Annotated in this window: 13 protein-coding genes; 5 read left to right on the top strand and 8 right to left on the bottom strand. The window is 75.0% G+C overall.

Features of this window, described 5'->3' with window-relative positions; all coding sequences use genetic code 11:
• Nucleotides 1-140: 140 nt before the first annotated feature.
• The 3 genes from ACI8AP_RS00500 (at nt 141) to ACI8AP_RS00490 (ending at nt 2,712) form a co-directional block, all read left to right on the top strand.
• Nucleotides 141-1,406 carry a sensor histidine kinase gene (locus ACI8AP_RS00500; protein ID WP_456587363.1) on the top strand — a complete coding sequence of 422 codons (1,266 nt, stop codon included), beginning with the start codon at nt 141-143 and terminating at the stop codon, nt 1,404-1,406.
• Nucleotides 1,394-2,047, top strand: coding sequence for a response regulator (locus ACI8AP_RS00495; protein ID WP_456587362.1), 654 nt, complete (start codon nt 1,394-1,396; stop codon nt 2,045-2,047). Before ACI8AP_RS00500 ends, ACI8AP_RS00495 begins: the two co-directional genes overlap by 13 nt.
• A gap of 62 nt (nt 2,048-2,109) precedes the next feature.
• Nucleotides 2,110-2,712, top strand: coding sequence for a nitroreductase family protein (locus tag ACI8AP_RS00490; protein WP_456587361.1), 603 nt, complete (start codon nt 2,110-2,112; stop codon nt 2,710-2,712).
• Here the strand turns inward: ACI8AP_RS00490 and ACI8AP_RS00485 are convergent.
• From ACI8AP_RS00485 to ACI8AP_RS00460, 6 genes are read right to left on the bottom strand one after another with little or no spacing between them, the layout of a single operon-like run.
• Nucleotides 2,697-3,164: a hypothetical protein gene (locus ACI8AP_RS00485; protein ID WP_456587360.1), complete on the bottom strand. Its 468-nt coding sequence runs from the start codon at nt 3,162-3,164 to the stop codon at nt 2,697-2,699. The genes ACI8AP_RS00490 and ACI8AP_RS00485 overlap by 16 nt on opposite strands.
• Nucleotides 3,161-3,682 carry a TadE/TadG family type IV pilus assembly protein gene (locus ACI8AP_RS00480; protein ID WP_456587359.1) on the bottom strand — a complete coding sequence of 174 codons (522 nt, stop codon included), beginning with the start codon at nt 3,680-3,682 and terminating at the stop codon, nt 3,161-3,163. Before ACI8AP_RS00480 ends, ACI8AP_RS00485 begins: the two co-directional genes overlap by 4 nt.
• Entirely contained in the window at nt 3,672-3,878 is a 207-nt protein-coding gene (locus ACI8AP_RS00475) for a hypothetical protein (protein WP_456587358.1), read from the bottom strand. The genes ACI8AP_RS00480 and ACI8AP_RS00475 overlap by 11 nt, the downstream gene beginning before the upstream one ends.
• Nucleotides 3,879-3,907: 29 nt before the next feature.
• A complete protein-coding gene (locus ACI8AP_RS00470; protein ID WP_456587357.1) occupies nt 3,908-4,849 on the bottom strand; it encodes a type II secretion system F family protein in 942 nt (313 codons plus the stop codon).
• Between the two features lie 13 nt (nt 4,850-4,862).
• The gene (locus ACI8AP_RS00465; RefSeq protein ID WP_456587356.1) at nt 4,863-5,726 is read right to left on the bottom strand and encodes a type II secretion system F family protein; all 864 of its coding nucleotides are present in this window, start codon (nt 5,724-5,726) and stop codon (nt 4,863-4,865) included.
• Nucleotides 5,723-6,943, bottom strand: coding sequence for a CpaF family protein (locus tag ACI8AP_RS00460; protein ID WP_456587355.1), 1,221 nt, complete (start codon nt 6,941-6,943; stop codon nt 5,723-5,725). Before ACI8AP_RS00460 ends, ACI8AP_RS00465 begins: the two co-directional genes overlap by 4 nt.
• A gap of 254 nt (nt 6,944-7,197) precedes the next feature.
• Between ACI8AP_RS00460 and ACI8AP_RS00455 the strand changes: the two genes are divergently transcribed.
• Both ACI8AP_RS00455 and codB read left to right on the top strand, forming a co-directional pair.
• Nucleotides 7,198-7,692 (top strand): nucleoside deaminase, encoded by a 495-nt coding sequence (locus tag ACI8AP_RS00455; RefSeq protein WP_456587354.1) that lies wholly within the window; start codon nt 7,198-7,200, stop codon nt 7,690-7,692.
• Entirely contained in the window at nt 7,689-8,981 is a 1,293-nt protein-coding gene (gene codB, locus ACI8AP_RS00450) for a cytosine permease (RefSeq protein WP_456587353.1), read from the top strand. The genes ACI8AP_RS00455 and codB overlap by 4 nt, the downstream gene beginning before the upstream one ends.
• Nucleotides 8,982-9,102: 121 nt before the next feature.
• Here codB and ACI8AP_RS00445 read toward each other — a convergent pair whose 3' ends face one another.
• Together ACI8AP_RS00445 and ACI8AP_RS00440 are read right to left on the bottom strand one after the other, a co-directional pair.
• Entirely contained in the window at nt 9,103-9,918 is an 816-nt protein-coding gene (locus tag ACI8AP_RS00445) for an alpha/beta hydrolase (protein ID WP_456587352.1), read from the bottom strand.
• Nucleotides 9,919-9,956: 38 nt separating this feature from the next.
• Complete coding sequence (locus ACI8AP_RS00440; RefSeq protein ID WP_456587351.1) at nt 9,957-11,207, bottom strand: MFS transporter; 1,251 nt, start codon at nt 11,205-11,207, stop codon at nt 9,957-9,959.
• Nucleotides 11,208-11,306 lie beyond the last annotated feature (99 nt).

Genomic DNA, 11,306 nt, shown 5'->3' with positions numbered 1-11,306 from the left:
CGCGGGATCGGTACGTGATCGATCCTCGGGACGGCGCGGCGGCCTGCCGATCCCCTGACCTGCCCGTTCGAGGTACAGCAGGCTGTACTCCTGCGGTTCGGGTGCTGACGGCGAGGCCCCGGTGCTCCTAGCGTTCGGGGGTGCCTTCCGTTCCCCCGCCCGTCGCACCGGCTCCCGCGGCCGCGCGCGGTCTGCGCCCGGCGGCGGTCCGGGCCGGCCGGGACACCCTGACCGCGCTCGAGCAGCTCGGCGGCGGGCTCGGCACCTCGCTGCTGGCACTGGCCGTGCTGCTCTGGGTGCTCGTCGTCGCCCTGACCTGCCTGGTCGGCATCGGCGTGCTGCTGGTCCCGGGGGCGCTGCGGCTGGTGCACGCGCTGGCCGACCGGGAGCGCGCCCGCCTCGCCCGCTGGGGCCCCGACGTCCTCGGCCCCGCCGCGGCGCCCCGGTCGCCGTTCGACCCGGCGGCCCGGCGGGAGCTGGCCTGGCTGGCCGGGGCGGCGACGGTCGGGCTGGTGTGGACGCTGGTCGGGGTCGGGCTGCCCGTCTACGCGGTGCGCGACCTGACCTTCCCGCTGTGGTGGCCGCTGCTGCCGCCGGGCGAGGCGAGCCGGCCGTGGTGGTGGTCGGTCGACACCTGGACCGGCGCGGCCGCCGTGGCGCTGCTCGGGCTCGGCTGGGCGGCGCTGACCGTCGGGGCGACCCCGGGGATGGCCCGGCTGCACGCGCGGGCGGCGCGGCGGCTGCTGTCCGCACCGCCGGGCACCGACCTGTCGCTGCGGGTGGCCGAGCTGACCGCCACGCGGGCGGCGGCGCTGGACGCGCACGTGGCCGAGCTGCGGCGCATCGAGCGGTCGCTGCACGACGGCACGCAGAACCGGCTGGTGACGACGACCGTGCTGCTCGGTGCGGCCCGCCGCTCGCTGGGGCGGGATCCCGCGGCCACCGAGGAGCTGCTGGAGCGGGCCCAGGACGCCGCCGAGCAGGCGCTGGCCGAGCTGCGGTCGGTCGCCCGCGGGATCCTGCCGCCGGTGCTGGTCGACCGCGGGCTGTCCGGCGCGCTGAGCGGGCTGGCGGCGGCCAGCCCGGTGCCGTGCACCGTGGACGTCGACGTCCCGGTGCGGTGCCCGGCGTCGGTGGAGGCGACCGCCTGGTTCGTGGCCGCCGAGGCGCTGACCAACGTGGCGCGGCACAGCGGCGCCACCGCGGCGCGGGTGACGGTGCGCCTGCAGGGGGGCCGGTTGCACCTGGCGGTGACCGACGACGGGCGCGGCGGGGCGCTCGAGGGCGGCGGCTCCGGGCTGACCGGGGTGCGCCGGCGGGTGGAGGCGCACGACGGGGAGTTCACCCTGACCAGCCCGCCGGGTGGGCCGACGACGCTGGAGGTCGCGCTGCCGTGCGGATCGTGATCGCCGAGGACGACGCGCTGCTGCGGGAAGGGCTGGCGCTGCTGCTGCGCGCCGAGTCGCTGGAGGTCGTGGCGACCGCGGACGGGCCGGAGGGGTTCCTGGCCGCCGTCGACGAGCACCGCCCGGACGTGGCGATCGTCGACGTCCGGATGCCGCCGACGCACACCGACGAGGGGGTGCGGGCCGCGGTCGAGGCCCGGCGCCGGCAGCCGGAGCTGGCGGTGCTGGTGCTGTCTGCCTACGTGGAGCAGGCGTTCGCCACCGAGCTGCTGGCCGGTGGGGCGCGGCGGCTGGGCTACCTGCTCAAGGAGCGGGTGGGGCGGGTGGAGCAGTTCCTCGACGCGCTGCACCGGGTCGCGGAGGGCGGGACGGCGATCGACCCGGCGGTGGTGGCCCAGCTGCTCACCCGGTCGCGCCCGGACGCCGGGCTGGACCGGCTCAGCGCCCGCGAGCGGGAGGTGCTCGCGCTCATGGCCGAGGGGCTGGGCAACGCCGCGATCGCCGCCCGGCTGGTCGTCACCGACGGAGCGGTGCACAAGCACATCCGCAGCATCTTCGCCAAGCTCGACCTGCCACCGACCGACGCCGCCGACCGGCGGGTCACCGCGGTGCTGCGCTACCTGGACGCGGTCCGCCGCTGAGCCCGTCGGCCGGGTGACCGACCGCACGGAAGATCGAACCCTCGACTCGGGCTGTCGATGGCATGAGCGCCTGCAAGACCGCCGTCACCGCCGTGCCCCTGCACCCCCTGCTGGCCGGGCGGTGGAGCTCCCGGGCCCTGGACGCGGCGCACGAGCTGACCGACGCGCAGCTGACCGCGCTCCTGGAGGCCGCCCGATGGGCGCCGAGCGCGAACAACAGCCAGCCGTGGCGGTTCGCGGTGGCCCGCCGCGGAACAGCCGAGTTCGCGGCTGTCCAGGACGCACTCGCGTCGGGGAACCGGGTGTGGGCGCATGCGTCGTCCGCGCTCGTCGTCGTCGCGGCCGAGACCGCCGGCCCGGACGGCGCCCCACGCCCGTGGGCCGTCTACGACACCGGGCAGGCGGTCGCGCACCTCACCGTGCAGGCCGAGCACGAGGGCCTGGCGGTGCACCAGCTCGGCGGTTTCGACCGGGAACGGGTCGCCGCGTTGCTCGACCTGCCGACCGCCGTCGTTCCGCTCGTCGTCCTGGCGCTCGGCCGCCGCGATGCCGAGGCGGAGCTGCCCGATGCGCTGGCCGCACGCGAGCGGGCAGCGCGGGAGCGGCTGCCGCTGGACGCCCTGCTGGTGCCCGTTCCGGAGTACCCGGGTCAGCCGTCGGCGTAGCGGTCGCGCTCGACGACGAACTGGCCGGTGGCGGTGTTGGCGTCGACGAACTCCGGCAGCAGCGGGATCCGCACCGTCACCGTCACGCACACGGAGAACTCCTCCCCCGGCGCCAGCGTCGGGGCGTAGCTGCCCGCCGCCTCGCACCCGGCGCCGGCCGGTGCGTACGCGAGCTGCAGGTCGGTGGCCTCGATCGATTGGTCGGCCACCGCCAGCTGCGCCGCCCGCAGCGCCCGCTCCTGCCCTGTCACCGGATCCGGCGCGGTGCCCATCGCCCGCCCCGCCTCCCGCGCGGCGGCCTGCGAGGCGAACACCCCGCGCTGCACCGCCGAGAACCCCGCCACCACGTAGACCAGCGGCACGAACACCACCAGGGCGATGAACACGAACTCCACCAGCGCCGACCCGCGCTCACCCTCCAGCTGCCCGAGGCGGGCGCGCAGCCACCTCACCCGGCCTCCTTCATCGCCCGGCCGGTGACCTCCAGCGGCAGCAGGTTCCCCAACGCCGCCAGCAGCGAGGGCACCGACCCCGAGCAGCGCACCACCACCAGCGTCGCCCCGGAGGGATCGGCCTCCTCCCCCGACGTGCAGGCCAGCCCGCGCGCGGTCTGCTCCGACGTCGCCCGCGCCACCACCTCCACCGTGCGCGCGGCCCCGTAGCCGGAGTCGACGTCGGCGGCCGCCGCGTACCGCGCACCCTCCTGCGCGCTCGCGGTCACCACGTTGCGCACGTGCACGTAGACCGCCACCTGCAGCACCGCCAGCAGCAGCGCCACGATCAACAGCGAGACCAGCACGAAATCGACGACGGCGCTGCCCCGCTCCCGATGACCGTCCGGCCTCTCTGCAGGGGCCCGCGCCGGGCTCGCGAGCCGTGGGGAGGTGAGCTGATGGAACGGCCTCGCCGGAGGGTCCCGCGGCGAGCCTGCGAGCTGCGGGGGGCGGCGAGGTTCTTCTTCAGCCGGCACTCGTGACCGACGTCAGCGCGTTCGTCACCGCCTCGACGATCGCCGCGCGGAACGGGATCAGGATCGCCAGCACCAGCGCGGCGGTCATCACGGTGATCATCACCCAGCCGGGCACGTCGCCCCGCTCGGGATCCTCGCCGCGCAACCGCTCGACCAGGGCGACGAGGGTCGCGGAGATGAGGGCGTAGGGACGCATGAGGGCTTCCTTTCCGGTTGTCCGCGGGCTCACTGCGCCAGCGAGACGATGCTGATCAACCCCGGGAACAGGGCGAAGAGGACGGTGACCGGCAGCACCAGGAAGACGACCGGCACCATCATGGCGATCTCCTTGCGGCCACCGGCCTCGAGCAGCCGCCGCTTGCCGGCCTCGCGCACGTCGGCGGCCTGGGCGCGCAGCACCTCGGCCAGCGGCGTGCCGCGCTCGATGGCCACGAGCAGGCCGTCGATGAACCGGGCCAGCGGGTCCAGGGACGTGCGGTCGGCCACCTGCTGCAGCGCGTCGACCAGCGGAACACCGGCCCGCGCACGGCCGAGCGCGGCACCCAGCTCGCGGGCCAGCTCGCCGCCGGAGAGCCGGGTGACCCGGGCGATCGCGGCCGTGGGGCTCTCCCCCGCGGTCACCGCGAGCGCGAGCAGCTCGGCGACCACCGGGAACTCGGCGAGCAGCAGCTCCTCCCGCCGCTGCACCTGCTGGGTGAGCCACCAGTCGCGGCCGAGCACCCCGCCGACCAGGCCGGCCACGCAGAGCAGCCCGGCCGACAGCACGTTGAGGTCGCCGGCCGCCAGCGACCCGACCGCCGCGACCAGGGCCGCCCCGAGCAGCCCGAGCCCGCCCCAGACGACCTGCTCGATGCGGAAGTCCTCCACCGTCAGCTCACCACCGAGGGCGTCGAGCCGCCGGCGCACCGCGGCCCGCCCGCCGACGAACCGGTCGACCACGCGGGCGCCGTTGCTGATCGACGGACCGGCGATCCGGCGCACCGCCGTCAGCAAGCCCGGCTCGGTCGCGGTGCCCAGCAGCCGTGACGGCGGCGGGGTGTCGTGCACGTACGGCGCGAGCCGGTCGACCAGCCGCACCGAACGGAACGGCGGCGCGTACGTCAACACCAGCACCAGCCCGGTCGCGGCCAGCAGGCCGAGCAGCATGCCCAGGACGCCGGCGCTCACCGGACCACCCCGCTCACTGGAGCACCCGCACGTCCTCGGGCAGCCGCCCGATCCGCAGCATCAGCCGGTAGGCGACCAGGCACACCGCCCCGCCGCCGAGCAGGATCGCGGTGCCCAGCGCCGAGTCGTAGGCGGCCAGCGTGGTCGACTGCGTGGCCAGCAGCAGCAGCACGACCCACGGCGCGGCCACCGCCAGCCGGGCCGCCTGCACCACCCAACCCTGCCGGGTCTCCAGCTCGGCGCGCGCTCGGGCGTCCTCGCGCAGGAACGTCGACAGCGTGCGCAGTACGCGCCCCAGATCGCTGCCGCCGACCTCCCGAGCCACCCGCAGCGTCTCCACGATCCGGTCACCGACCGGATCGGCGAGGTCGTCCTTCAGCCGGTCCAGGCACGGCCCGAACCGGCCGCTGGAGCGGTACTCGGCGGCGAACCGGGCGAACGGCGGCCGCAGCACCTCCGGCCCGCGGGTCGACAGCGCCGCCAGCGCCTCGGGCAGCGACAGACCGGCGCGCACGGCCGAGGCCAGGTTGTCCACGACCTCGGGCCACACCTCGCGCAGGTCGGCCCGGCGCTTGCCGGCCAGGCGGCGCACCTGCGCGTGCGGCAGCAGGAAGCCGAAGAGGCCGAAGACAAGGCTGACGGTCACCGTGCTCGTCGTCAGCAGGACGACGACGGTGACCAGCAACCCCAGCCCCATCTGCAGGGCGAGCAGCTGCGCGCCGTTGATACCCGTGAGCCCCGCGGCGGCCAGCAGCTGCTGCCGTCGCCCGGGACGGCGCGGATCGGTGCGCGGCGCCGGCGCGCGGGACCCGCTGCGCCAGATCAGCAGCAGCCCGACCCCGAGCAGGAGGCCGAGCAGAGCACCGGACTCCGTCACGCCAGCAGCCCGGCGAGGTCGAACCCGGCGGCGGCGAACCGCTCGGGGTGCGGCGGATAGCCGTCGGCCCGCACCAACCGGCCGTCCCGGCTGGTGAACACGTCGGCAATCTCGACGACCCCGTCCTCGGACCGGCCGGGCAGCGCGACGATCTCGCGCACCCGCCGCCGGCCGTCGGCGTCCGTGCCCGCGTGCACCACCAGGTCCACGCTGGACGCGACGGTGGGGACGACGAACGACGTCCCGATGTTCTCCCCGGCCAGCAGCGGCAGCGTGCACATCTTCACGACCGCTTCGCGGGCGCTGTTGGCGTGCAGCGTGCACATGCCGGGCAGGCCCGAGTTCAGCGCGATGAGCAGGTCCAGGCACTCCTCCTGCCGCACCTCGCCGACGACGATGCGGGAGGGCCGCATCCGCAGCGCCTCCTTCACCAGCCGGCGAAGCGGGATCTCCCCGGCCCCCTCCAGGTTGGGCTGGCGGGTCTGCATCGAGACGACGTCGGGCAGCGGCACCCGCAGCTCGAAGACCTCCTCGCAGGTGATCACCCGCTCCCGCGCGGGAACGGCGGCGCACAGGCAGTTGAGCAGCGTCGTCTTGCCGGCCTGGGTGCCGCCGGAGACCAGGATGTTCAGCCCGGCGGCGACCGCGGCCTCGAGGAAGCGGGCGGCCTGGGCGGTGAGCGTGCCCAGCGCGACCAGCTCGTCGAGCGAGTGGGCCTGCAGCACGAACTTGCGGATGTTGACCGCCATGTGGCGGCGGGTGATGTCGGGGATGACCACGTGCAGCCGGGAGCCGTCGGGCAGCATCGCGTCGACGAATGGGGTCGACATGTCGATCCGTCGACCCGAGGTGCGCAACATCCGCTCCACCAGGTCGGCCAGCTCGCCCGGCGCCAGGATCGTCGTGGTCAGCTCGCTGCGGCCGCGGCGGGCGACGAACACTCGGCCCGGCTCGTTGACCCAGACCTCCTCCACCTCGGGGTCGTCCAGGTAGCGCTGCAACGGCCCGAACCCGGCCACCCGGTCCAGCACGTCGCGGACCACCGACTCCGGATCACCGATCGGCGGCAGCGCCGAGGTCAGCGACCGCTCCGAGTAGTCCGCGACCACGTCGCGCACCAGCAGCCGCACCGGGCCCGGATCGGTGAACGGGTCCAGCCCACGCCGGCGGATCAGCTCGCGGACCTCGCCGTCCACGACGTCCAGAGCAGTCGGCACGCCCATCCCCCGTCGAGCAGTCGTCGAATCGGTGCGGACTGTAAGGAAACGGGCCAGTCCGCGGGGGTGACGTCAGTCGATCTGTGGACAAGGACGAGGACCAGGAAATGGCAGAGCACCCGGTCGGGTGAACGCGCGGAGCTCACCGACCGATGCCCATTCGTGACCTGACGGGAATGAAGAGGTCATGGACGGCGGGCAGCGTCCCTGCCAGGGTTCGGCACCACGCCGACCGGAACGGGAGACATGACGCGATGACCGTCCCACTGGAGGAAGCGACCGCCCGACGGTGGCTGGCCGTGGCGATCGAGGAGGCGCGCGCCGGGCTCGCCGAGGGCGGTATCCCGATCGGGGCCGCGCTCATCGGCCGCGACGGCGACGTGCTGGGCCGGGGCCACAACCGCCGCGTGCAGGACGACGACCCGTCGGTGCACGGGGAGACCGACGCCTTCCGCCGCGCCGGCCGGCAGGCCTCCTACCGGGGTACGACGATGGTCACCACGCTCTCGCCCTGCTGGTACTGCAGCGGCCTGGTGCGCCAGTTCGGCATCACCCGGCTCGTCGTCGGTGAGGCGACCACCTTCTCGGGCGGCCACGAGTGGCTGGCCGAACACGGAGTCGAGGTGCTGGTGCTCGACGACCCGGAGTGCACGCGATTGATGACCGACTTCATCGCCGCGAACCCCGCGCTCTGGAACGAGGACATCGGCGAGGACGAGCCGTCCGCGGAGACGGGGCAGTCCCGATGAGCACCGTCCGCCCCGAGGACGCCCCGGCCGTCGTCGATCCCGACTACCCGATCGACCCGGTGCCGGCGCACGCCCGGAGGTCGCTGTTCTCCCTGGCGATCGTCCTGCTCGGCTTCACGTTCTTCACGCCCACCATGCTGGCCGGCGCGCAGATCGGCGCCGCGTTCGACGTCGGCTCGCTGATCTGGGTGCTGCTGCTGGGCAGCGCCGTCCTCGGCGTGTACGTCGCCCTGATCGGCGGCATCGGTGCCCGCACCGGGCTGACCACCGTGATGATGTGCCGGTACGCCCTCGGTCGGCGCGGCGCCAAGCTCGCCTCCCTGCTGCTGGGCGGCACGCAGGTCGGCTGGTACGGGGTCACCGTCGCCACCCTGGCCGGGCTCACCGCCAGCGCGCTGGAGTGGCAGGGCCGGGCCGCCGAGGTCCTGCTCATGCTGGCCGGCGGGGCGCTCATGGGCGTCACGGCGTACTTCGGCTACAAGGGCATGTACGCCCTGTCCGTGGTGTCCGTGCCGCTCATGCTGGTGCTGGCCGGCTGGGTCACCTGGCGCTCCCTGGACGAGATCGGCGGCTGGAGCGGTCTCACCGGTGTCGAGCCGGCCACCACGATGCCGCTGGCCACCGCGATCACCATCGTCGTCGGAACCTTCGCCTCGGGCGGCACGCAGGCGCCCAACTGGACCCGGTTCGCCCGCACGCCGCTGAGCGGCTTCTGGGCCTGCCTCGTCGCGTTCCTGATCGGCGAGCTGCTGATGCTGGGCTTCGGCGCGATCGGGGCGATCAGCTTCGGGGAGGGCGACTTCGTCCTGGTGCTGTACCAGCTGGGGCTGGTCGGCTGGGGGCTGGTCTTCCTCGTCGCCAATCTCTGGACCACCAACGACAACACCGCCTACAACTTCGGCGTCGCCGGCGCGGAGATCGCGAACTCGCGGTCGAAGAAGCCGTTCGTCATCGGCGGCGTGGTCATCGGGACGCTGCTGGCCATCACCGGCATCTACGAGAACCTGATCGAGTACCTGGTGTGGCTGGGCATCCTGATCCCGCCGCTGGGCGGCGTGGTGATCGGCGACTTCCTGGCGCGCTGGCGGCGCGGCATGCCGGCCGACGCGGCCCTCCCGGACGTCGAGTGGCGCAACCTGGCCGTCTACGCGGTCGCCGCGTTCGCCGCGTGGTGGAGCAGCGAGGCCGGGTGGTTCATCCCACCGGTGGTGGGTGTGGTCGTCGCCGTCGCCGGCGTGCTGGCCCTGCAGCGCGGACGCCGTCCGGTGGAGCAACCGGTTCCGGCCTGACCGCTGCATGCGGCGGGGACGGCCACCTGCGTCCGTCCTCGCCGCGTGCGCGACCGGAGGAGTGCTCGCGCCGCCGCCCGGCGAGCTCCCGGCGACGGGAACCGGTCAGCCGCCGCCCCGGTCAGGGGCGGGACCAGCCGGTGGTGTGCTCGGCCAGCTCGACGACGGCGTCGACCAGCGCGTCCCCGTCGAGCAGCACCCGGTCGTTGTGGTCCGCGCCGGGCACCTCCACCAGGCTGTGCAGCCGGGCCGCCGCCTCGGCGACGGCGCGGCTCTGCTCCGGCGGCACGATCGAGTCCTCGGTGCCCAGCACGACCGTGGTGGGCACCTCGACCCGCGCGATCCGCTCGGCCACCGGGAAGCGGTCGCGCAGCAGCGCCCGCACCGGCAGGACGGGGTAGTGCTCCGCGGCCACCGCCGGCAGGTCGACGAACGGCGAGCGCAGGACCAGGCCGGCGGGTGGGTGCTCGGTGGCCAGCTCGGTGACGACGGCGGCGCCCAGGCTCTCACCGAAGTAGAGGAGCCGGTCGGGCGCGACGCCCTCATCGAGGAGGAAGTCCCGCGCGGCGCGGACGTCGGACGCCAGCCCCTCCTCGGTGGGGCTCCCCGGGTTGCCGGCGTAGCCCCGGTAGTCGAACAGCAGCACCCCCAGCCCGGCCTCGCCGAGCGCCTGCGCGAGGGGGGCGCGCAGGTCCCGGGAGCCGCCGTTGCCGTTGGCCACCAGGACCGTCGGCGCGCCGTCCCCCTCGGCCGGCAGGTGCCAGCCGGCGAGCTCCAGCCCGTCCCCGGTGGTCAGGACGACCTCCCGGCCACCAGGCAGGGCGGCCTCGACCGGCCGCGCCGGCCCGCCGTCGGGCAGGTAGACCAGGTTGCGCTGGAACACCCACAGCAGGCCGACCACGACCACGAGCAGCAGCACCACCGCACCAACGCTCACCAGTACCGACCGGACCACCCGCCCGATGATGCCCGCCCTCACCGCCCCGGGGCGGGGCGGCGCAGCACCGACGGTCGGCACACGGCCGCCACGCCCAGCACGAACACCGCCGTCGCGAGCAGGGCGGCGACGACCGACACCAGGTCGGTGAGCGCCCCGTTGAGCGCCGCGGCCAGCGGCCGCGAACCGACGAAGCCGACCAGCCAGAGCGCCATGATGCGGCCGATGTACTCGCGCGGGACGCGGTCGTAGAGCAACGTGGTGACGCCGTTCATGGCCAGCGTCATCCCCACGCCACCCACCGTGAAGGCCGCCACCGCGGCGGCCTCGCTCCCGGCCAGCGCCAGCCCGACCGCCGACAGTGCCAGCAGCACCAAACCGGTGGTCGCCAGCCGCGCGTGGTCGAGGAAGCGCAGCAGGGCGGCGTGGACGACGAAGCCCAGGAGCGCGCCGACGCCGAAGGCGGAGGCCAGCAGGCCGACCAGCTCCGGGCCGCCGCCGAGCCGGTCGGACAGCGCCGGGCCCAGCGTGACGGCGGGGTCGGCGCCGATCCCGACCGCGGTGATGCCGAACAGCAGGACGCCCACCACCGGGTCGGTGCGCAGGTAGCGGATCCCCGCGGCGACCGACAGGCGCGGGCCCGGCGCGGTGGCCGCACCCGGCGTCCGGAGCCGGAACACCGCCAGCAGGAAGACGACGTGGCCGACCGCGGCGAGGCCGAACGCGACGCCGTACCCGGCGGTGGCGGCCACGATCCCGCCCACGGCCGGCCCGACCGCACGGCCCACCGAGAGCGTCAGGTTGTCCAGGGCGACGGCGCGGGGCAGCTCACCCGGGCGCACCAGCGACGGGAGCAGCGAGTGCATCGCCGGCCCGCCGACGGAGAACCCGATGCCGACGACGAGCGCGCAGACCATCACGACCCACGGCGGCACGTCGGCCACGTCGGGGGTGAGCAGGACCCAGCCGGCCAGCACCGCGGCCCCGAGCGCACACAGCGCGCGGCCGAGCAGGATCTGCCGGCGCGGGCTGCCCCGGTCGGCCATCGCGCCGCTCACCGGGGTCAGCACCAGCTGCGGCACGAACTGGGCGAAGCTGACCATCCCGACCAGGAACGCCGACGCGGTCAGCTGCCAGACCAGCGCCGCGCTCGCGATGTTCTGGATCCAGATGCCGACGTTGGCGAGCAGCTTGCCGGCCCAGTAGGGCCCGAACACGGGGTCGGTGACCAGCCGGCGGGACGGCCGGGGTGCGGCGGGTTCCGGCTCCGGTTCCGCTCCGCCGTCCACTGCCCGGCAATCTAGGCAGCGCCGCCGGACGCCGGCCACCCGGGGGTGGCCACGCCGGGCCCACCGACGCACGCGGACGGCGGAGGGCCCCCCTCCCCG

Source organism: Blastococcus sp. SYSU DS1021 (assembly GCF_054050995.1).
The sequence above is the reverse complement of the archived record's forward strand: the minus strand, read 5'-3'. Positions and strand labels throughout refer to the sequence as shown.

What these genes read in the sequence shown, in the direction of transcription:
- ACI8AP_RS00475 (WP_456587358.1), bottom strand. Translation starts at nt 3,878, where the DNA reads ATGCGTCCCTACGCCCTCATCTCCGCGACCCTCGTCGCCCTGGTCGAG.
- ACI8AP_RS00455 (WP_456587354.1), top strand. Translation starts at nt 7,198, where the DNA reads ATGACCGTCCCACTGGAGGAAGCGACCGCCCGACGGTGGCTGGCCGTG.
- codB (WP_456587353.1), top strand. Translation starts at nt 7,689, where the DNA reads ATGAGCACCGTCCGCCCCGAGGACGCCCCGGCCGTCGTCGATCCCGAC.
- ACI8AP_RS00490 (WP_456587361.1), top strand. Translation starts at nt 2,110, where the DNA reads ATGAGCGCCTGCAAGACCGCCGTCACCGCCGTGCCCCTGCACCCCCTG.